The organism is Rossellomorea sedimentorum, from assembly GCF_046237645.1.
Lineage (GTDB): Bacteria > Bacillota > Bacilli > Bacillales > Bacillaceae_B > Rossellomorea > Rossellomorea sedimentorum.
Genome location: NZ_CP143546.1, coordinates 155,016 through 175,000, shown reverse-complemented (window position 1 = coordinate 175,000; position 19,985 = coordinate 155,016). Strand labels below are relative to the sequence as shown.

Annotated in this window: 33 protein-coding genes and 1 pseudogene (1 of these 34 only partly in view); 1 reads left to right on the top strand and 33 read right to left on the bottom strand. The window is 43.2% G+C overall.

Going from position 1 to position 19,985, the window contains the following annotated elements:
• Nucleotides 1–606: the 3' portion of a spore germination lipoprotein GerD gene (gene gerD / locus V1502_RS00940; RefSeq protein WP_409252559.1), read on the top strand. Its footprint begins 51 nt before the window's first position; only the last 606 of its 657 coding nucleotides appear in the window; the start codon falls outside the window, past its left edge; the stop codon is at nt 604–606.
• Between the two features lie 57 nt (nt 607–663).
• On the opposite strand, the pseudogene V1502_RS00935 reads toward gerD, so the two are convergent.
• From V1502_RS00935 to rplP, 33 genes and pseudogenes are all read right to left on the bottom strand, one after another.
• A pseudogene (locus tag V1502_RS00935) lies at nt 664–1,062 on the bottom strand (TerC family protein); the annotation flags it as partial.
• 82 nt (nt 1,063–1,144) lie between these two features.
• On the bottom strand, nt 1,145–2,203 hold the full coding sequence (locus tag V1502_RS00930) for a P-loop NTPase (protein WP_409252558.1): 1,059 nt from the start codon (nt 2,201–2,203) through the stop codon (nt 1,145–1,147).
• Nucleotides 2,204–2,314: 111 nt separating this feature from the next.
• The gene (cwlD, locus tag V1502_RS00925) at nt 2,315–3,025 is read right to left on the bottom strand and encodes an N-acetylmuramoyl-L-alanine amidase CwlD (protein WP_409252557.1); all 711 of its coding nucleotides are present in this window, start codon (nt 3,023–3,025) and stop codon (nt 2,315–2,317) included.
• A gap of 71 nt (nt 3,026–3,096) precedes the next feature.
• Entirely contained in the window at nt 3,097–3,543 is a 447-nt protein-coding gene (locus V1502_RS00920; RefSeq protein WP_409252556.1) for a DUF2521 family protein, read from the bottom strand.
• Nucleotides 3,544–4,131: 588 nt separating this feature from the next.
• Nucleotides 4,132–4,524 (bottom strand): 30S ribosomal protein S9, encoded by a 393-nt coding sequence (gene rpsI / locus V1502_RS00915; RefSeq protein WP_409252555.1) that lies wholly within the window; start codon nt 4,522–4,524, stop codon nt 4,132–4,134.
• A gap of 22 nt (nt 4,525–4,546) precedes the next feature.
• The gene (rplM, locus tag V1502_RS00910) at nt 4,547–4,984 is read right to left on the bottom strand and encodes a 50S ribosomal protein L13 (RefSeq protein ID WP_409252554.1); all 438 of its coding nucleotides are present in this window, start codon (nt 4,982–4,984) and stop codon (nt 4,547–4,549) included.
• A 424-nt stretch (nt 4,985–5,408) separates the two neighbouring features.
• Nucleotides 5,409–6,146 (bottom strand): tRNA pseudouridine(38-40) synthase TruA, encoded by a 738-nt coding sequence (gene truA / locus V1502_RS00905; protein WP_409252553.1) that lies wholly within the window; start codon nt 6,144–6,146, stop codon nt 5,409–5,411.
• A 13-nt stretch (nt 6,147–6,159) separates the two neighbouring features.
• On the bottom strand, nt 6,160–6,957 hold the full coding sequence (locus V1502_RS00900; protein ID WP_409252552.1) for an energy-coupling factor transporter transmembrane component T family protein: 798 nt from the start codon (nt 6,955–6,957) through the stop codon (nt 6,160–6,162).
• Nucleotides 6,954–7,823, bottom strand: a complete 870-nt coding sequence (locus V1502_RS00895; protein ID WP_409252551.1) for an energy-coupling factor ABC transporter ATP-binding protein — start codon at nt 7,821–7,823, stop codon at nt 6,954–6,956. Before V1502_RS00895 ends, V1502_RS00900 begins: the two co-directional genes overlap by 4 nt.
• The gene (locus V1502_RS00890) at nt 7,799–8,638 is read right to left on the bottom strand and encodes an energy-coupling factor ABC transporter ATP-binding protein (RefSeq protein ID WP_409252550.1); all 840 of its coding nucleotides are present in this window, start codon (nt 8,636–8,638) and stop codon (nt 7,799–7,801) included. Before V1502_RS00890 ends, V1502_RS00895 begins: the two co-directional genes overlap by 25 nt.
• Before the next feature lie 551 nt (nt 8,639–9,189).
• Nucleotides 9,190–9,552 (bottom strand): 50S ribosomal protein L17, encoded by a 363-nt coding sequence (gene rplQ, locus V1502_RS00885; RefSeq protein ID WP_119548599.1) that lies wholly within the window; start codon nt 9,550–9,552, stop codon nt 9,190–9,192.
• A gap of 47 nt (nt 9,553–9,599) precedes the next feature.
• Nucleotides 9,600–10,544: a DNA-directed RNA polymerase subunit alpha gene (locus V1502_RS00880; RefSeq protein WP_409252549.1), complete on the bottom strand. Its 945-nt coding sequence runs from the start codon at nt 10,542–10,544 to the stop codon at nt 9,600–9,602.
• A gap of 166 nt (nt 10,545–10,710) precedes the next feature.
• A complete protein-coding gene (gene rpsK, locus V1502_RS00875) occupies nt 10,711–11,100 on the bottom strand; it encodes a 30S ribosomal protein S11 (RefSeq protein ID WP_113929780.1) in 390 nt (129 codons plus the stop codon).
• Between the two features lie 25 nt (nt 11,101–11,125).
• Entirely contained in the window at nt 11,126–11,491 is a 366-nt protein-coding gene (rpsM, locus tag V1502_RS00870; protein WP_409252548.1) for a 30S ribosomal protein S13, read from the bottom strand.
• Nucleotides 11,492–11,515: 24 nt separating this feature from the next.
• Nucleotides 11,516–11,629 carry a 50S ribosomal protein L36 gene (rpmJ, locus tag V1502_RS00865; protein WP_000868344.1) on the bottom strand — a complete coding sequence of 38 codons (114 nt, stop codon included), beginning with the start codon at nt 11,627–11,629 and terminating at the stop codon, nt 11,516–11,518.
• Nucleotides 11,630–11,667: 38 nt separating this feature from the next.
• Complete coding sequence (gene infA / locus V1502_RS00860) at nt 11,668–11,886, bottom strand: translation initiation factor IF-1 (protein ID WP_113929778.1); 219 nt, start codon at nt 11,884–11,886, stop codon at nt 11,668–11,670.
• The gene (locus tag V1502_RS00855) at nt 11,873–12,199 is read right to left on the bottom strand and encodes an RNA-binding protein (protein ID WP_409252547.1); all 327 of its coding nucleotides are present in this window, start codon (nt 12,197–12,199) and stop codon (nt 11,873–11,875) included. Before V1502_RS00855 ends, infA begins: the two co-directional genes overlap by 14 nt.
• Nucleotides 12,200–12,214: 15 nt before the next feature.
• The gene (map, locus tag V1502_RS00850; RefSeq protein WP_409252546.1) at nt 12,215–12,961 is read right to left on the bottom strand and encodes a type I methionyl aminopeptidase; all 747 of its coding nucleotides are present in this window, start codon (nt 12,959–12,961) and stop codon (nt 12,215–12,217) included.
• The gene (locus V1502_RS00845; protein WP_409252545.1) at nt 12,961–13,611 is read right to left on the bottom strand and encodes an adenylate kinase; all 651 of its coding nucleotides are present in this window, start codon (nt 13,609–13,611) and stop codon (nt 12,961–12,963) included. Before V1502_RS00845 ends, map begins: the two co-directional genes overlap by 1 nt.
• A gap of 60 nt (nt 13,612–13,671) precedes the next feature.
• Complete coding sequence (secY, locus tag V1502_RS00840) at nt 13,672–14,961, bottom strand: preprotein translocase subunit SecY (protein ID WP_409252544.1); 1,290 nt, start codon at nt 14,959–14,961, stop codon at nt 13,672–13,674.
• On the bottom strand, nt 14,961–15,401 hold the full coding sequence (gene rplO / locus V1502_RS00835; RefSeq protein WP_409252543.1) for a 50S ribosomal protein L15: 441 nt from the start codon (nt 15,399–15,401) through the stop codon (nt 14,961–14,963). Before rplO ends, secY begins: the two co-directional genes overlap by 1 nt.
• A 31-nt stretch (nt 15,402–15,432) precedes the next feature.
• On the bottom strand, nt 15,433–15,615 hold the full coding sequence (rpmD, locus tag V1502_RS00830) for a 50S ribosomal protein L30 (protein WP_409252542.1): 183 nt from the start codon (nt 15,613–15,615) through the stop codon (nt 15,433–15,435).
• A gap of 12 nt (nt 15,616–15,627) precedes the next feature.
• Nucleotides 15,628–16,128 carry a 30S ribosomal protein S5 gene (gene rpsE / locus V1502_RS00825; RefSeq protein ID WP_409252541.1) on the bottom strand — a complete coding sequence of 167 codons (501 nt, stop codon included), beginning with the start codon at nt 16,126–16,128 and terminating at the stop codon, nt 15,628–15,630.
• A gap of 21 nt (nt 16,129–16,149) precedes the next feature.
• On the bottom strand, nt 16,150–16,512 hold the full coding sequence (gene rplR, locus V1502_RS00820) for a 50S ribosomal protein L18 (protein ID WP_409252540.1): 363 nt from the start codon (nt 16,510–16,512) through the stop codon (nt 16,150–16,152).
• A 32-nt stretch (nt 16,513–16,544) separates the two neighbouring features.
• Nucleotides 16,545–17,081: a 50S ribosomal protein L6 gene (gene rplF / locus V1502_RS00815; RefSeq protein WP_409252539.1), complete on the bottom strand. Its 537-nt coding sequence runs from the start codon at nt 17,079–17,081 to the stop codon at nt 16,545–16,547.
• A 31-nt stretch (nt 17,082–17,112) separates the two neighbouring features.
• On the bottom strand, nt 17,113–17,511 hold the full coding sequence (rpsH, locus tag V1502_RS00810) for a 30S ribosomal protein S8 (RefSeq protein ID WP_119548612.1): 399 nt from the start codon (nt 17,509–17,511) through the stop codon (nt 17,113–17,115).
• A gap of 30 nt (nt 17,512–17,541) precedes the next feature.
• Nucleotides 17,542–17,727: a type Z 30S ribosomal protein S14 gene (locus tag V1502_RS00805; RefSeq protein WP_119548613.1), complete on the bottom strand. Its 186-nt coding sequence runs from the start codon at nt 17,725–17,727 to the stop codon at nt 17,542–17,544.
• A gap of 24 nt (nt 17,728–17,751) precedes the next feature.
• Nucleotides 17,752–18,291 carry a 50S ribosomal protein L5 gene (gene rplE / locus V1502_RS00800; RefSeq protein WP_409252538.1) on the bottom strand — a complete coding sequence of 180 codons (540 nt, stop codon included), beginning with the start codon at nt 18,289–18,291 and terminating at the stop codon, nt 17,752–17,754.
• A gap of 25 nt (nt 18,292–18,316) precedes the next feature.
• Nucleotides 18,317–18,628 (bottom strand): 50S ribosomal protein L24, encoded by a 312-nt coding sequence (gene rplX, locus V1502_RS00795; RefSeq protein ID WP_119548615.1) that lies wholly within the window; start codon nt 18,626–18,628, stop codon nt 18,317–18,319.
• Nucleotides 18,629–18,663: 35 nt separating this feature from the next.
• Complete coding sequence (gene rplN, locus V1502_RS00790; protein WP_119548616.1) at nt 18,664–19,032, bottom strand: 50S ribosomal protein L14; 369 nt, start codon at nt 19,030–19,032, stop codon at nt 18,664–18,666.
• A 41-nt stretch (nt 19,033–19,073) separates the two neighbouring features.
• Complete coding sequence (gene rpsQ / locus V1502_RS00785; RefSeq protein ID WP_006838979.1) at nt 19,074–19,337, bottom strand: 30S ribosomal protein S17; 264 nt, start codon at nt 19,335–19,337, stop codon at nt 19,074–19,076.
• 19 nt (nt 19,338–19,356) lie between these two features.
• Nucleotides 19,357–19,560 carry a 50S ribosomal protein L29 gene (gene rpmC, locus V1502_RS00780; protein ID WP_113929762.1) on the bottom strand — a complete coding sequence of 68 codons (204 nt, stop codon included), beginning with the start codon at nt 19,558–19,560 and terminating at the stop codon, nt 19,357–19,359.
• Nucleotides 19,550–19,984, bottom strand: a complete 435-nt coding sequence (gene rplP, locus V1502_RS00775; RefSeq protein WP_409252537.1) for a 50S ribosomal protein L16 — start codon at nt 19,982–19,984, stop codon at nt 19,550–19,552. Before rplP ends, rpmC begins: the two co-directional genes overlap by 11 nt.
• Nucleotide 19,985: the final 1 nt, after the last annotated feature.

Here is a 19,985-nt window from a genome sequence, read left to right as displayed (position 1 = left end):
GCGTGCGGTGGTGGCGGAGGACAAGCAAGCGCCAATCAGCCTGATTACGAAGAGACCAAAAAAATGGTCGTTGATATATTGAAAACGGACGATGGCAAAAAGGCCATACAGGATGTCATGTCCGACGAAAAAATGAAACAGCAGCTCATTATGGATGAAGGCGTCGTAAAAGAAACGATCGTGACCACCCTCACCTCTGATAAAGGCAGCGAGTTTTGGAAGAAATCATTCGAAGACCCTAAATTCGCTGAAGCCATGGCAAAGAGTATGAAGGGCGAAAATGAAAAGCTGTTGAAAGACCTTATGAAAGATCCGGAATATCAGGGAATGTTCATAGATATACTGAAAGATCCAGAAATACAAAAGGAAATTGGCGAGACGCTCAAAAGCAAAGAATACAGGGAGCACCTGCAGCAAGTAGTCACCGAAACATTTGAAAGCCCTCTCTTTAAAGCCAAGATTCAAGACATCTTGATCAAAGCGGCTGGTCAAATGCAAGGCCAAGGGGGAGAACAAGGCGGACAAGAAGGCGGCGGTGAAAGCGGTGGTGGTGAATCCGGCGGTGGCGAAAGCGAATCCGGCGGCGGAGAAGAAGAATCTCAATAAGTTTTCCAATTAAATAAACAAGCGGCGAACAGTAATAGGGTTCGCCGCTTGTTTATTTTAGTGAAGAGGTCCTTCATCTGTCTGTTGCTCTCCTTTGTCCTTTGATAGAAACCATCCGAGAATCGCAATTAGGAGGAGTACTGACCAGAAGGTGATTTTCCATCCTGGTGACTTAGGAAACGACTTCGATAAATAGGCTAAATCTGGGTGGGATAGGGTATAGATTGCCAACTTGACACCGACCCAGCCAACGATTAAAAATGCCGCTGTTTCTAGGCCTGGCTTTCTGTGAAGTATTCCAACAAAGAAGTTAGCGGCAAACCTCACTATCACAAGGCCGATAATCCCACCTGCAAGCATTACAAGAAATTGACCTCCCTCAAGTCCTCCAATAGCAGGTAAATTTGTTTCTGGAAGAGCTACAGCAAATGCTACGGCATCGACAGCAAAGCTAAGTCAACTAATTTTAGCTGTAAATCTGTTGAAGTTAACTATTCAATAAAAAAGCATGAGGTCAACGCCTCATGCTTCTTAATATCTATGTCAATAAATCAATGACTTTGTGTGCAATATCTCCGTAGATCTTACCGATTCGGTGATCTGCGTCATATACTGAAGGGGCAAAATCGTCTTCATTCCAATCAGGCTGCTGAAGCGGAAGCTGTCCGAGAAGGTTCGTTCTTAATTCTTCAGCAAGCTTTTCTCCGCCGCCCCGTCCGAAGACATACTCTCTCTCTCCAGTCGTTTTGCTTTCGAAAAACGACATATTTTCAACAACACCCAGGATCTCATGGTCGGTGCTCAATGCCATTGCTCCTGCACGGGCAGCAACAAAAGCAGCTGTTGGGTGAGGTGTCGTCACAATGATCTCTTTACATTGTGGCAGCATTGTATGAATATCAAGAGCGACATCACCCGTTCCCGGCGGCAGGTCAAGCAGCAGGTAATCTAGGTCTCCCCATTCTACTTCGCCGAAGAAGTTGTTCAGCATTTTCCCAAGCATTGGCCCTCTCCAGATGACCGGGGCATTATCCTCTACAAAGAAGCCCATGGAAATAACTTTTACCCCGAATCTTTCAACCGGGATTATTTTTTCCCCTCTGACCACTGGTCTGTTCACAATTCCCATCATATCAGGAACACTGAATCCATAAATATCAGCATCAACAAGCCCGACTTTTTTGCCTGCACGTGCCAGGGATACAGCCAGGTTGACAGATACTGTAGACTTACCCACTCCGCCTTTTCCACTGGCAATAGCGATAAACGTCGTTTTGCTTCCCGGGGATAGAAGGTTACCGGAATCCCCGCCTTCAGGTTGAGAACCTCTGTGTTTCTCCAGCTCTTCCGGAGAAAGGTCAGCAAACCGGATACCTACTGTCTCGGCACCATTTTCCTTCAATACCTTGACGATCTCCTGCTGCATCTTCATTTGCTCGGCCGTTCCCGTTTTGGCTATCGCAATCTTGACACTGACGTGGTTTTTTTCTTCTTTTATACTAACTTCAAGAACCCCGTTTGTTTCCTCCAGTGTTTTATGTAAGAAAGGATCTTTAATTTTATATAATAAATCTCTAACTTTTTGTTCTGTTAACATGCTTACACCTTCCTTTAATCTTGAATTCGTTTTCATCCTATCCCAGTATAACATATTCTAATTGTATTGAATTGTCTAACAGCTTAGAGAAATATAAAAAAACTGAGAGGGTCATTCCTCATCAGTTTTCTCATCATAATATTTTAGCACTCCCTCGTAAATCGAAGCGGCCACTTTTTGCTGGTACTTTTCAGTCATCAGATTGGCCTTTTCCCCCGGGTTGGACAAGAAGCCGATTTCAACAAGGGCGCCCGGTTTATTACTATGCTTGACCAGATATACATTCTGGATCCCTTTCGCCTCCCGCTTTGTGTTTTCCAGGTTCCTGATCAACTCTGCTTGAATCGATTTGGCCACTTCTTTATTCTCTTTGTACTTAGGATTATAAAATGTCTGAGCCCCGCTCCACCTGCTTGAAGGAATGGCGTTTAAATGGATGCTGAGGTACAAATCCGCTTCGGATGAGTTAATCATCTCCAGCCGTTTTTTAAGGTCTTCCGTTTTCCTCCTGCTATATCCTTTCATCCCTTCAGGGGCCAGGTCGCGGTCATCATCCCTCGTCATGAGTACAAGAGCTCCCTGCTCCTGAAAGTAGTCACGCAGCATTTGGGAGACGTTTAGAGCAATATCTTTTTCCAACACTTCATTATCCCCGGCTCCTCCGTCTGGACCGCCATGCCCAGGATCAATATAAATAATCTTGCCCGATAAAGGAAGATTCCAGGATTCCCATGTATCTGTATCGAGCAGTTTATACTGGAAAATTAAAAAAAGGATGATGACAATCCCGGCAAATCCTATCATCTTCAGTTTACTGTTCATTCAACATTCCCTCCCCCATCTCTATAAAAAATATGGGACAAGGAGTGATTTTAGAACTGCCGGAATAGAATTTAATGCATTCTGAGTTTGTGACGCTTTATACCATTTTGATATCCTTCGCTCCACCACGTCTCAACAAAGTGTTCGCAGCTGTAGTAAAAAGATTCATCCACTGTATTGGAAACTCCGAGCTCTGACCAATAGAGCCAAAAGTTATATAAAGTATCTATATAGTGTTTCAGTTCCGTCTCGCACCGGTTTTGTACATCTTCCAAGGTTTCACCGCTGTGACCGAACTTGCTCAGCTTCCCGCCAAGTAAATATGCTTCAATCGCGACGTCAAAGCAAGCTTCATCAAAACCCTGCTGCATAAAGACGCCGCCTTGGATCTTTATCTGTCCAAAATGCTTCCGGACACTTTCCTGGAGCATTTTAATCGAGATTTCACGCAGCAGCTTTCTTTCATGCTGAATCTGCTTCTCTCGTCTCTTTGAATTGAATGAAGTAATAACGTTCAAAGCTATTCCCTCCCTTTGAACGTATTTTTTGCTTAAAGCTGTACTTCATTCGAGCAATGGTTTCCAATTTTGGTGACAGATCCGCCCTTGGATTTGTCGAATGATAACTGTGATTTTTTTTGCAAATGAAGTAAGTGGTGGGAGTTGGTGGATTAATGGTGTCTGTCATTGCGGTTGTGGCCATGGCTATCCTGTTGGCTGGTTTAAAAAGGTTATAAAGTGTGAAGTCCTGGAGAACGGCATCATTTTTCAATTGTGGTGTTTTGATGTCCCTCGCTCCGCTTGCGACCAGCATCATTTTTCAATTTTGGCATTTTGTTGTCCATCGCCCCGTTTGCGACCTACATCATTTTTCAACTTTAACGTTTTGATGGACCTCGCTTCGTTTGCGACCATCATCATTTTTCATTTTTGACGTTTTGATGTCCCTCGCTCCAATAGCGCCCCCCTTCATAGGGGATGAGAAAAAATGATGTACCCTGCTAAACGTGGCACAATATCTTATAGATAACGGATGATATACTTTTCACATTACAAATATAAAAAATCCCAGCTGGATAAACCAGCTGGGATCGAACGATAATAGAATTAACGTTTTGAGAACTGAGGTGCACGACGAGCGCCTTTAAGACCGTATTTCTTACGTTCTTTCATACGAGCGTCACGAGTCAGTAATCCTGCGCGCTTAAGAGTTCCGCGGTACTCAGGATCAGCTTGAAGCAATGCACGAGCGATACCGTGACGGATTGCACCAGCTTGACCAGTGTATCCACCACCCTTAACGTTTACCAATACATCGTAGTTGCCAACAGTTTCAGTTGCAACTAGAGGTTGTTTGATAACCTCACGTAGTGCTTCGAATGGGATGTAGTTTTCTACTTCACGATCATTAATAACAATGTTTCCGTTACCTGGTACTAAACGTACGCGAGCTACTGAGCTCTTACGACGACCAGTTCCGTAATATTGAACTTGTGCCAAGATAATAACCTCCTCTTATTGATTATCCACGAAGTTCGTAAACTTCTGGTTTTTGTGCTTGATGCGGATGCTCAGCGCCAGCGTAAACATGCAATTTCTTGAACATTTGACGGCCTAAAGATCCTTTTGGAAGCATACCTTTAATACCAAGTTCAAGCATTTTCTCTGAATAGTTTGTACGCATTTCAAGAGCAGTACGAGACTTCAAACCGCCTGGGTGTTGGCTGTGACGGTAGTAGATTTTGTCAGTAAGTTTCTTACCAGTCAATTCGATTTTAGAAGCGTTGATGATGATTACATGATCACCTGTGTCAACGTGTGGTGTGAAAGTTGGTTTGTGTTTACCACGTAAGATAGCTGCTACTTCGCTGGAAAGGCGACCAAGAGTCTTGCCTTCTGCGTCAACAACGTACCACTTACGTTCGATTTCATTAGCTTTTGCCATATATGTCGTACGCATGAGATACCCTCCTAATATTTATCATTCATATTTCATTAAAGTTCCGATAGTATTTATCTTTAATCACAATAAGTTTCCGGGGCTTATCGTGGGGTTAATAACATACCATATGTTATAATATCTTTTTCCCACTTATATGTCAAGGGAATGTTACACCTGGATTAGTTGTTTTAGAAAAAAAAAGTGGAAGCGCCCATTTAGCTCCGACAGGCAAATGTTCCGAAGAGAAAAAAAGGCGGTTTTCCTTTTATTCTCTTCGGGTTATTTGACCCCGAGGAGCTGGGTTACGTTCCAGTGGGTACGTAACCTCGGGCGCTGGAGCTGGATTCAGACTCACAACCTATTAGATCTTATTATCAGTTCAAGATTTGCAATCGTCCTTCTCTTCCTATAAGGCAATGAACTGAATTATTTTATCAGTTTCCTAATAAAACACTTTCCAAAGATACAACCCTTGGGGAGCGGCCGTTTTGCCTGCAGCGCTCCTGTCTTTCGCCTCCAGCATGCCCTTGATTTCCTGTGAAGAGTACTTGCCCCTGCCGACTTCCAAAAGGGTTCCAGAGAGAATCCTGACCATATTATACAGAAAACCATTCCCGATATACGAAAAGGTAATTTCTTCTTCATTTTCTTCTATTTCGATAGAGTGAATTGTCCTGACCTTATCCTCTACCTCAGTTTTTGCCGAACAGAAACTTGTAAAATCATGTTCTCCTATCAAATACACTGCTGCCCTTCTCATTTCTTCCACCTTTAATTGATATGGATAATGCAAAGCGAAGTCCCTTTTAAAAGGGTCGGCAGTTTTGGTTCGATAAACCAAGTAGCGGTATTCTTTCTTCACTGCTGAAAAACGTGCATGGAATTCATCCTCAACCTCTTCTGCAGAGGTGACAACAATTTCTTGAGGCAGGTTGCTGTTCAGGACCGTCGGCCATTTCTCCCCGGGAATGGAAAGCCCTGTATCAAAATGAAAGACCTGGCCCTTTGCATGGACCCCTGCATCCGTCCTGCCGGAAGCTGTAATCTTTACTTCCTGGCCCTTATGGATAGTACGGAGGGCTTTTTCAATTTCCAGTTGGACCGTCCGCTTGCCGGGCTGAACCTGATAACCTGCAAACGGTGAGCCATCGTATGCCACTGTACACTTTATTCGCTGCATAAAAACACTCCTATTACCCTCTTAGTACAATCAGGACAGCTGCCAGGATGACAAGGGAGCCTAGAACGGCCGTGTCTATTCCTGTCCAGCGCAGAACCCTGTACTTCGTCCTGCCCTCACCGCCTTTATAGCCTCTTGCTTCCATAGCCGTCGCCAGATCTTCCGCCCGCTTGAAGGCACTGACAAACAAGGGAATCAACAGAGGAACAATGGACTTGACCCTCTCTTTTATCGGCCCTGAAGCCAGCTCTGCGCCCCTGGCTGTCTGTGCTTTAATGATTTTGTCTGTTTCCTCCATCAAGGTAGGGATGAATCTTAGCGAGATGCTCATCATTAGGGCCATCTCGTGGACTGGAAATTTCACCTTTTTTAATGGATCCAGGAGGGTCTCCAGTCCATCCGTAATGGCAATAGGCGAAGTTGTCAGGGTGAGCAGTGTCGTCACAATAATAAGGTAAGTGAAGCGCAATGAAATGAAAATTGCCTGCCTGAGGCCTTCTTCATAAATTTTCACGAAACCGATGTTCACCAGTACTTCTCCCTCTTTAGTGAAAAAGATATGAAGCAGGAAGGTGAACAGAACAAGCCACATGACGGGCTTCAGTCCTCCGAGCAGGAACTTTAACGGGACCTTTACAGAAAGCATTGCGGTCAGGGTGAATCCCCCAAGCACCGCATAGGTCACAGCATTATTTGCGAGAAAGACAATACATATGAATGCAAAAACAAACATCAGCTTAGAGCGCGGGTCCATTCTGTGAACAAAAGAATCACTCGGTATATAACGCCCGAATATCATTTTATCCATCATGACTGTCCACCCCGCTCTGTATAGGCCTTTATCTCATCCGCCAGTTCTTCGATTGTAAGGCATGTCCTGCTGAACTTATGTCCTAACTGTTGCTCCAGGCTGTATTGGAACTTGACTGCCTCCGGTACATCCAGTCCCAGCGTGAAAAGCCATTCTGGTTTAGAGAAGATTTCTTGCGGAGATCCCTTACCGACAAGCTTTCCTTTCTGCATGATGACAAGTTCATCCGCATATCGTGCAGCGTCTTCCATACTGTGTGTTACAAGCACCGTTGTCAGTTCTTTATCCTGGTGGATCTTCTGAAACATATCCATGATCTCCGTTCTTCCCCTTGGATCCAGCCCCGCTGTCGGCTCATCCAGAACCAATACATCCGGCTCCATGGCCAGTACTCCTGCAATGGCCACCCTTCTCTTTTGCCCGCCTGACAAATCAAATGGGGAACGATCGAGGATGTCCTCATTCAGGCCAACTGTCACCATTAATTTCCTTGCCCTTCTTTCAGCCTCTTCCTCTGAAACGCCAAAATTGAGAGGGCCATAGCAGATATCTTTTAATACCGTTTCCTCAAATAATTGATGCTCAGGAAATTGAAAGACGATGCCGACACGTTTCCTGATCGGCTTCAACTTTTTATTTTTCTTTTTTGGAGTAATTTCATATTCGCCTATAACCACTTTGCCTGATGTTGGTTTCAATAACGCATTCAAGTGCTGTAGGAGAGTCGATTTTCCTGAACCCGTATGACCTATGATAGCTGTATACTTTTTTGAAGGCAGGAGGAGGTTAAGGTCCTCTAGTGCCAGCTTTTCAAAGGGAGTTCCTGCGGAATAGCGGTATTCTACTTTTTCGAGTGATATGTCCATATGTCTCTCACCAATTCTTCTTGTGTTAGGTAGGTTTCTGAAAGGGAAATTCCACGGCCTCTTAACGCTTTTGCCATTCTGCCGGGAAACGGGATACCCAGCCCCAATGCTGTCAGTTCTTCGTCCAATTTAAAAATGTCAAAGGGAGTGCCTTCTTTGTATACCTCTCCTCTATTTAAAACGAGCATTCTGTCAGCCTTTGCTGCTTCTTCCAAATCATGTGTAATCGAAATGACTGTCAAGTTACTGCTTTCTTTCAAATCCCGTATGGTAGCAAGGACTTCCTGCCTGCCTTTCGGGTCCAGCATGGAGGTCGCCTCATCCAATATAATAATATTCGGCCTTAAAGCCACAACACCGGCGATAGCTACACGCTGCTTCTGTCCTCCTGACAGGTGGTGAGGTTCTTGATTAAGAAAATCACCCATATTGACCAGCCTAAGCGCTCCTTTGACTCTTTCCGCCATTAGGTCCTGGGCGATGCCGTGATTTTCTAAACCAAAAGCCACATCATCTTCAACCGTTGTTCCGACAAACTGATTATCAGGGTTTTGAAATACCATCCCGATTTTCGATCTGACATCCCATACACTTTCTTCTGTTAAAGAAATCCCATCAACCGTTACCGTTCCTGTTTCAGGAAACAGCAGTCCATTCAGCATTTTAGCCAATGTAGACTTGCCAGATCCGTTATGCCCGACAATCGCCAGCCATTCAGAATTATAGACCTTCAGTGAAATATCATTCAATGCATAGGTTTCCTGCTCGTTATATCGGTAACTTACATTTTCTATGGAAATAAGTTCTTTCATCATAGTCCTCCTCTCATCTCTTCTATACTCGATCTGTTCTCTTCTATTTTTTAATCAAATGGGAATGCTATGGTTGCAAGGTGATTTCCGCTGCAGGCGCTCAACTCCGCGGGGCGCGCGTTGAGCCTCCTCGGCTTCGCCTGTGGGGTCTCACCTGTCGCGCTAATCCCGCAGGAGTTGCCCACCTTCCGCTCCAATCGAATCGTATAGAGAGGATATAAGGAGTAAAAATATGTTGAAGCGGTAAAATCCCTTACAAACAAATTTGTTTCTTTTCTAACAGAAAATTAAAAATGACACTATACTATAAAAAAGTCCCGAATACAAAAAAAAGCCTGCACCTCGTTCCATAGACAGCGGCTGCTGCCTTGTTCACTGTATGAACGGACTTCTATCAGGATAGAAGTTGGAAGAGGTGCATGAGCTAGACGGGTCATTTCTGGGAATGCCCATCGTAACGCTCTGCTTTTTGTGTATTGACCAAGGTGTAAACAAAAAGGGCATAGAAGCAGTTAACAAAATAACTGTCCTGCCCTCGTTGTGTATGAATGAAATTATACTAGCTCAATGATAACCATTGGAGCACCGTCACCGCGACGAGGTCCAAGCTTCATGATACGAGTGTATCCGCCTTGACGCTCTGTATAACGGCCAGCGATATCAGAGAACAACTTTTGGATTGCATCCTGGTTCTCTTCAGCATTCGCAACTTCATGACGGATGAAGCTTGATGCTTGACGACGTGCATGCAAGTCACCACGTTTTCCTAATGTGATCATTTTCTCAACAACTGAGCGAAGTTCTTTTGCACGAGCTTCTGTTGTTTCGATGCGTTCGTTGATGATTAGGTCAGTAGCTAAATCGCGAAGCATTGCTTTACGTTGAGCGCTAGTACGTCCTAACTTTCTGTATGCCATTTAAGATTCCCTCCTTTGTTAGATCGTTAAATAACGTGTTGCTTAACTCAGTCGTCCTTGCGTAAACCTAAGCCAAGATCTTCAAGCTTAACTTTAACTTCTTCCAAGGATTTACGTCCCAAGTTACGAACTTTCATCATATCTTCTTCAGTCTTGTTGGCAAGTTCCTGAACAGTGTTGATTCCAGCGCGTTTTAAGCAGTTATATGAACGAACAGATAGATCAAGTTCTTCAATGGTCATTTCAAGAACTTTCTCTTTTTGATCTTCTTCTTTTTCTACCATGATTTCAGCATTCTGAGCTTCGTCAGTGAGACCGACAAAAATATTTAGATGCTCATTTAGAATCTTAGCACCAAGAGAAATAGCTTCTTTCGGGCCAATGCTTCCGTCAGTCCAAACATCAAGAGAAAGCTTATCGAAGTTAGTCAACTGACCAACACGAGTGTTTTCCACTTGATAGTTAACGCGTGAAACTGGAGTGTAAATAGAGTCGATTGGGATCACGCCGATTGGCAGGTCCTCACGTTTGTTTTGATCAGCAGGTGTATATCCTCGACCTCGTTGAGCTGTCAGACGCATACGGAAGTTGCTGTTAGCAGACAATGTAGCAATGTGCAGATCAGGGTTAAGAACTTCTACATCGCTATCGTGAGTAATATCAGCAGCTGTTACTACTCCTTCACCATTCACGTCAATTTCAAGCGTTTTCTCTTCATCAGAATAAATCTTCAGAGCAAGCTTTTTGATATTCATGATGATTGTCGTTACATCTTCCACGACACCTTCAATTGTTGAAAATTCATGCAGTACTCCATCGATTTGGATGGACGTTACAGCAGCACCAGGGAGTGAGGACAATAGGATACGACGTAAGGAGTTACCCAAAGTTGTACCATACCCACGCTCAAGTGGTTCTACGACGAATTTTCCAAATGCGGCATCATCGCTGATCTCAACCGTTTCAATTTTTGGTTTCTCAATTTCGATCATTAATATTTACCCTCCTTCAAAACGTCGAAATCCCGGCTTAGGCTACACCGAAATTTCCCATGTTTACGTTCCCGATTGTATACCAACAACTGGTTTAACCCTCTCCATGAACGTATCATTTTATCATATCCATTATTGACAGGGATACGAATTTTATACAGAGAAATTAAACACGGCGACGTTTTGGTGGACGACATCCATTATGAGGAACTGGAGTAACGTCTCTGATTGCAGTAACTTCAAGTCCAGCAGCTTGAAGAGCACGGATTGCTGCTTCACGGCCTGCACCAGGTCCTTTAACTGTTACTTCAAGAGTTTTTAGTCCATGTTCCTGGGATGCTTTTGCAGCAGTTTCAGCAGCCATTTGTGCAGCGAAAGGAGTGGATTTACGAGAACCTTTGAATCCTAAAGAACCTGCACTTGACCATGCTACAGCATTACCATGAACGTCTGTAATCATAACGATTGTATTGTTGAATGTAGAACGAATGTGTGCAATACCAGATTCGATATTCTTTTTCACACGACGCTTACGAGTGTTAGTTTTACGTGCCATTTTAAGATGTAACCTCCTTTACCTATTATTTTTTCTTGTTCGCTACAGTCTTACGAGGACCTTTACGAGTACGAGCGTTGTTTTTAGTATTTTGACCGCGAACCGGTAAGCCTCTGCGGTGGCGAAGACCACGGTAAGAACCGATTTCCATTAGACGTTTGATGTTAAGGGAGATTTCACGACGAAGGTCTCCTTCAACTTTCAATTTGTCAACGATGTCACGGATTTTACCAAGCTCATCATCAGTTAGATCGCGAACGCGAGTGTCTTCAGAAACACCTGCTTCTGCAAGGATCTTTTGAGCTGTATTTTTACCAATACCATAAATGTATGTTAGTGAAATGACAATACGTTTGTCACGTGGGATATCAACACCAGCAATACGTGCCATAGTAAGCGCGCACCTCCTTCTTTATTAGCCTTGTTTTTGTTTGTGTTTAGGGTTTTCACAGATAACCATTACTTTACCGCGACGGCGAATAACTTTACATTTTTCGCAGATCGGTTTTACAGATGGTCTGACTTTCATCTTATTCTAACCTCCTTGAGAGTACGGAGTGCAATAGATTATTTATAACGATAAGTGACTCTTCCGCGAGTCAGGTCATATGGAGATAGTTCCACAGTAACTTTGTCCCCTGGCAGGATTCGGATGAAGTGCATACGAATTTTACCAGATACGTGGGCAAGTACAGTATGACCATTTTCTAATTCTACCTTAAACATAGCGTTAGGCAAAGTTTCTACGACTGTGCCTTCCACTTCAATTACATCATCTTTCGCCATCGAATTCGTCTCCCTTCTTAACATCATCTAAGACTTCGTTCAAAAACTTCGTTAGAGCGTAACGCAGTTTTCCATTTGTCACTCGCCCAGTTTCTACTAAACTGTTCTGAACTTCCGGAGAAATATAATTGTGAAAATAGAGATGTTGAATGTTTTTTTTCTTAGGACGATCAAACTTTCGTTTATCTCCATCGGCAATTAACACAAACCGTTCATCCACTTGCTGGATAATAACCGAGTACTGCCCGGCATCTCTTCCTTTTTTGGTTGAAACGATTTGTCCTATACACGGAGTCGTATCGGACTCGATCAATCAGATCACCTTCACTTAGGCTTTCGTTAAAATCTCGTAACCTTCTTCTGTAATCGCAATTGTGTGTTCAAAGTGCGCACACATTTTACCATCAACTGTAACCACTGTCCAGTTATCAGCCAATGTTCTTACATAACGACTGCCTGCATTCACCATAGGTTCAATAGCAAGTACCATACCAGGTTTTAGGCGCGGACCTCTGTTAGGAGGACCATAATGAGGAATTTGCGGGTCCTCATGTAAGTCTTGACCAACACCGTGCCCGACATACTCACGAACAATGGAAAACCCTTCTGCTTCAACATAAGTCTGAATCGAATGAGAGATGTTCGATAGACGTTCACCTGGTTTTGCTTCTTTCAAGCCAAGATATAATGATTCCTCAGTTACATCCAGCAGTCTTTGAGTTTCGTCATCTATAGTTCCAACAGGATAAGTCCAAGCTGAATCACCATGGTAACCCATATATTTCGCACCGATATCGATGCTGATTATATCTCCGTTTTGCAACGTGCGGTCACCGGGAATTCCATGGACTAACTCATCGTTTACGGAAGCACAAATGCTGCCACGAAACCCATTATAACCTTTAAAAGAAGGAATTGCACCATTTTGACTTATGAATTTTTCTGCAATTGAATCCAATTCACCAGTCGTTATTCCCGGGGCAATATGCTTTTGCAATTCCTTGTGAGTGAGTGCGACAATCTTACCTGCTTCACGCATGATGTCTATCTCACGAGGAGTTTTACAAATGATCATTAGCGGGAGCTCCCGATAAGGTCGTCGATCTCAGAGAATACCTCGTTGATATCTCTCTGGCCGTCGATATTTACTAGGTAGCCTTTATCCTGATAGAAATCAAGAAGAGGCTGAGTTTGTTTGATATTGACATCCAAGCGGTTCTGGACCGTTTCTTCATTATCATCAGCACGCTGATAAAGTTCTCCGCCGCAGCGGTCACAAACGCCATCTTCACTTGGAGGATTGAACACAAGGTGATAAGTCGCACCACAGTTTTTGCAGATGCGGCGGCCTGTCAGGCGCTCCATCAAGACTTCTTTATCTACCTGGATGTTAATCACATAATCAATTTTCTTGCCAAGGTTATCAAGGATGTTTTCAAGAGCGTCTGCCTGGGCAACCGTTCTTGGGAAACCGTCCAACAGGAATCCTTTATGAGCATCTTCTTTGCTTAGACGCTCCTGAACGATACCGATCGTCACTTCGTCCGGTACCAGTTCACCTTTATCAATAAAGGATTTTGCTTTCAAGCCTAGTTCCGTTTCCTCTTTCATAGCGGCGCGGAACATATCGCCAGTCGAGATATGTGGAATTCCATATTTCTCGACGATTCTTTCAGCCTGAGTACCTTTACCAGCACCTGGCAAGCCCATTAATACTATATTCACTCGAATTCCACCTCAGTCTCTATTAGGGTTTCAGGGAACCAGAGTCCCCAAAACCTTTTATTATTTAATGAAGCCTTTATAGTGGCGTTTCACCAACTGAGCTTCCAGCCCTTTCATCGTTTCGAGTGCAACACCCACAACGATCAGCAAGCTTGTTCCTCCAATTTGAGCTGCAGGAGGTAACCCTGCAAACTTAATGAAGAAAACAGGAAGAATGGAAATGACAGCTAAGAATATCGCTCCGACAAAAGTCAGACGATATAATACCCTTGTCAAATACTCTTGAGTGTTTTTACCTGGGCGTATTCCCGGAATGTAACCACCTTGCTTCTTCAAGTTCTCTGACATTTGCTCAGGGTTAACTTGAATGAAAGCATAAAAGTACGTAAATGCGATGATTAACGCAACATAGATGATCATTCCGATCGGCTGAGTATAATCAAATACATATTGAATCGTACTTGTTACATCATTCGTACCAAAGAACGATGCGATGGTTTGCGGTGTAATAATGAAGGAAATCGCGAAGATTACCGGAATTACACCTGCAGCATTAACTTTCAATGGCAAGTGAGTGTTCTGTCCGGCCGCACTGCTTCCCACCAAACGCTTAGCGTATTGAATAGGAATCTTCCTAAGTGCCTGCTGAATGAAGATAACACCGACTACGATAGCCACGATTGCTAATAAGATCAATAATGTCACAACAATACGAAGGAACAACTGTTCACCAGCGCCCTCAAGCTGTGAAGCATAATATTGGTTTACTGCATTAGGGATAGCTGCTACGATACCTGCGAAAATCAAGATCGAAATACCGTTTCCAACACCTTTGGCAGTGATTTGTTCACCTAACCACAATAAGAACGCCGTACCGGCAGTTAAAATTAATGCAATTAACAGGTACGTCGCAACGCTTGGGTTCGGGATTAAGAATCCACCGTATAATTGGTTGAATCCGTATGACATACCCAGTGCCTGGATAAAACCTAATACGATAGTGAAATAGCGGGTAAACTGAGCTAATTTACGGCGGCCAACATCCCCCTGCTTGGACCATTCCGTAAATTTAGGCACAACATCCATCTGCAGAAGCTGCACAATGATAGATGCTGTGATATACGGCATGATCCCCATAGCAAAGATCGAGAAGTTTTGTAGCGCTCCTCCGCCGAATGTATTTAGGAAGCCGATCAACCCGGCCTGTTCTTGCATTTTCAGTACTTCTGCGTCCACACTTGGTACTGGAATAAAAGTACCTAAGCGAAAGACTACTAACATAAGTAGGGTGAAAATAATTTTGTTTCTTATATCACCCACGCGCATAAAATTGGAGATTGTCTGAAACATTAAATCACCTCAGTTTTACCGCCAGCAGCTTCGATTGCTTCTTTAGCAGTAGATGAGAATTTGTTTGCTTTTACTGTAAGCTTTTTCTCAATATTACCTTTACCAAGAATCTTGATTCCAGCTTTTTCGCTGCTTACTACACCAGTCTCGATTAGAAGCTCAGGTGTAACTTCAGTTCCATCTTCAAAGCGATTTAATGCGTCAAGGTTAACGATTGCGTACTCTTTGCGGTTGATGTTTGTGAAACCGCGCTTAGGAAGACGTTGGAATAGAGGTGTTTGACCACCTTCGAAACCAGGACGAGTTCCGCCGCCAGAACGGGCGTTTTGACCTTTATGACCTTTTCCGGATGTTTTACCATTACCGGAACCGATACCACGGCCTACACGATTGCGCTCTTTGCGAGAACCTTTTGCAGGTTTTAATTCATGTAATTTCATGTCGGCACCTCCTTATTTACAAAGAATCTAATTAAGCTTCTTTAACCGTGACTAAGTGAGCAACCTTATTGATCATACCGCGGATAGCGGCATTATCTTGTTGTTCAACTGTTTGATGAAGCTTACGTAAGCCTAGAGCCTTTACTGTTTCGCGTTGATCTTTCGGACGACCAATCACACTGCGAGTGAGGGTAATTTCTAGTTTGTTTGCCATCGTTATCCCTCCTTATCCTAACAGTTCTTCTACTGATTTACCACGTAATTTAGCTACGTCCTCAGCACGTTTTAGTTCTTTTAATCCAGCAATTGTAGCACGGATCATGTTGATCGGAGTGTTGGACCCCAGTGATTTAGACAGGATATCCTGTACACCAGCAAGTTCAAGTACCGCACGGACTGGACCACCAGCGATGATTCCTGTACCGGCAGAAGCAGGCTTGATAAGGATCTCACCAGCACCAAAACGACCGATTACTTGGTGAGGAGTCGTTCCACCTACCATAGGTACTTCAACAAGATTTTTCTTCGCATCTTCAATCGCTTTGCGGATAGCATCCGGCACCTCTTGAGCTTTACCAGTACCGAAACCTACGTGACCGTTCTTATCTCCAACTACTACAAGAGCAGCGAAGCGGAAACGACGTCCACCTTTAACTACCTTCGCAACACGGTTGATCGTTACTACGCGTTCTTCTAGTTCTAGTTTGTTTGGATCAATACGACGCATCTATATGTCCCTCCTTTTTTATTAAAATTCTAAGCCGTTTTCACGAGCTGCATCTGCTAATGCTTTTACGCGACCGTGATATAGGTAACCCCCACGGTCAAATACTACAGATTTCAAACCTTTTTCAGTTGCACGTTTGGCAATTAGTTCACCGACTTGAGCTGCAGCATCTACATTACCAGTAGAATCAAGGTTGATTTCTTTATCTACAGTAGAAGCACTTGCCAAAGTTACACCATTTACATCATCGATCAATTGAGCGTAGATGTTTTTATTTGAGCGATATACGTTTAGACGAGGACGTTGTTCAGTACCTGTGATCTTTGAACGTACACGTGCGTGTCTTTTCTTACGCGTTTTGTTTTTAGATGGCTTAGTGATCATTAAGGTCACTCCTTTCTACTGCCTAAGCGGCATTATTTACCTGTTTTACCTTCTTTACGGCGTACGTATTCGCCTTCGTAACGGATACCTTTACCTTTGTAAGGCTCAGGAGGACGTACAGCGCGAATGTTGGAAGCAATTGCACCAACGCGCTCTTTGTCGATACCCTTGATTGAAATTTTTGTGTTAGCAGGAACTTCGATTTCGATACCAGCTTCTGGTTCGAATTCAACCGGGTGAGAGTAACCAACGTTCAATACAAGTTTCGTTCCTTGTTTTTGAGCACGGTAACCTACACCGATAAGTTCAAGATTTCTTTCAAATCCTTTAGAAACACCTTCAACCATGTTTGCGATCAAAGCGCGAGTCGTTCCATGTAAAGCACGATGCTCTTTTGATTCAGAAGGACGAGTGATGTTTACTACGTTCTCTTGGATTTCTACATTAATATCCGGGCTGAATGTACGAGACAATTCACCTTTAGGACCTTTTACAGTTACTTTATTGGCATCAGTAGTAATTGTAACGCCTGCTGGCACCTCGATAGGTTTTTTACCTACACGTGACATACTGTTGCACCTCCATTCATTTCAAAAAATATTACCAAACGTATCCTAGTACTTCTCCACCGACTTGCTTAGCGCGAGCTTCTTTGTCAGTCAACACTCCTTGAGAAGTTGAAACAAGAGCTACACCTAGACCGTTAAGTACTTTAGGAACTTCATTAGCTTTCGCATATACGCGTAGACCTGGTTTAGAAATACGCTTTAATCCAGTGATTACACGTTCGTTGTTAGAACCGTATTTCAAGAAAATGCGGATAACACCTTGCTTGTTATCTTCTACAAATTCCACGTCACGCACGAAACCTTCACGTTTAAGGATTTCAGCGATTTCTTTTTTGATGTTAGAAGCAGGTATTTCTAGCTTCTCGTGACGTACCATGTTCGCATTACGGATGCGAGTAAGCATATCTGCAATTGGATCTGTCAATGTCATAATAATTTACCTCCTTCCCAATATAGGGTTTTACCAGCTAGCTTTTTTAACGCCAGGAATTTGACCCTTGTATGCAAGTTCACGGAAACAGATACGGCAAAGTTTGAATTTGCGGATTACTGAATGTGGACGGCCACAACGCTCACAGCGAGTGTATCCTTGAACTTTGTACTTAGGTTCACGTTTTTGTTTTGCGATCATTGATTTTTTAGCCACATTTTCGCCTCCCTTATTTAGAGATTACTTTTGAAATGGCATTCCGAATTGAGTCAATAACTCACGTGATTCTTCATCAGAGTTTGCAGTAGTTACGATGACGATATCCATTCCGCGTACTTTGGAAACTTTATCATAATCGATCTCTGGGAAGATCAGCTGCTCTTTTACACCAAGAGTGTAGTTACCGCGACCATCGAATGCTTTTTTAGAAATACCGCGGAAGTCACGTACACGTGGTAGAGATACAGAGATTAATTTATCTAGGAACTCATACATGCGCTCGCCGCGAAGTGTTACTTTCGCACCGATAGGCATACCTTCACGAAGACGGAAACCTGCGATAGATTTTTTTGCTTTAGTTACAACTGGTTTTTGACCAGTGATTAGTGTTAATTCTTCTACAGCTGTGTCCAATGCTTTTGCATTTTGAACAGCATCGCCGACACCCATGTTAACTACGATCTTTTCGATCTTAGGTACCTGCATAACTGATTTATAGTTGAATTTGCTCATTAGAGCTGGAGTAATTTCGTCATTAAATTTTGCTTTTAGGCGGTTCATTTGAGTACCTCCCTTCTACTTTGAACTATTTATCTAGAACTTCACCAGATTTTTTTGCTACACGTACATTTTTACCATCAACCTTCTTGAATCCTACACGAGTTGGTTCGTTCGTTTTAGGGTCAAGCAGCATTACATTCGATACATGAACAGGTGCCTCTTGGCTGATGATTCCACCTTGTGGATTCGCTTGAGAAGGCTTTGAATGTTTTTTGATAACATTGATTCCTTCTACAATCACACGGTCTTTCTTAGGCAGCGCTGATAACACAACACCAGTTTTGCCTTTGTCTTTACCTGTGATAACCATTACTTTATCGCCTTTTTTAACATGCATTAGTCGCACCTCCTCTTAACGCACAATAGGTTCTATTAAAGAACTTCTGGAGCTAATGATACAATTTTCATGAAGTTGTTTTCGCGCAATTCACGTGCTACAGGTCCGAAGATACGAGTACCACGCGGTCCTTTATCATCACGGATGATTACACATGCGTTTTCGTCAAACTTAATGTAAGTTCCGTCTGTACGGCGGACACCGCTCTTAGTACGAACAACAACAGCTTTTACTACGTCGCCTTTTTTAACAACGCCACCTGGTGTTGCTTGTTTTACTGTACATACGATTACATCACCGATATTAGCTGTCTTACGGCCAGATCCGCCTAGGACTTTAATAGTCAAAACTTCACGAGCACCAGAGTTGTCGGCAACTTTCAAACGAGATTCTTGTTGAATCATCTAGGTAACCTCCCTTCGGAAAACAAATATCCGAACATTTATTAGATAATTACTGCTTTTTCTACTACTTCTACTAAACGGAAGCGTTTTGTAGCTGAAAGCGGGCGAGTTTCCATGATACGTACGATATCGCCAGTTTTAGCTTCATTTTGCTCATCATGCGCTTTGAACTTTTTAGAGTATTTTACGCGTTTGCCGTATAGTGAATGTTTTTTGTAAGTTTCAACTAGAACTGTAACTGTTTTATCCATTTTGTCGGAAACAACACGTCCAGTGTAAACCTTACGTTGGTTGCGTTCACTCATTCTGCAAACCTCCTCTCATTTATCGATTGTTAACGCCGATCTCTCTTTCATGGATTACAGTTTTCATACGAGCGATCGCTTTGCGTACTTCGCGAATGCGGGCAGTGTTTTCAAGCTGTCCTGTCGCAAGCTGGAAGCGAAGGTTAAATAGTTCTTCTTTTAAAGATTTTACTTTTTGATCAATTTCGGCAGTGGTTAGGTCACGGATTTCATTAGTTTTCATTTGATTCACCACCAATTTCTTCACGTTTCACAAACTTAGTTTTAACAGGAAGTTTGTGTGATGCAAGACGAAGTGCTTCACGAGCAACCTCTTCAGATACACCTGCAATTTCGAACATGATCTTTCCAGGTTTAACAACTGCTACCCAACCTTCAGGAGCACCTTTACCGGAACCCATTCGGACTTCTAGAGGTTTTGCAGTGTAAGGCTTATGAGGGAAAATTTTAATCCACACTTTACCGCCACGTTTCATGTAACGAGTCATAGCAATACGTGCAGCTTCAATTTGACGGTTAGTGATCCAAGAAGCTTCTACAGCTTGAAGGCCGTATTCACCGAATGCAACCTCTTGACCGCCTTTTGCGCGACCACGCATTTTACCACGATGTTCACGACGATACTTAACGCGTTTAGGTAATAACATA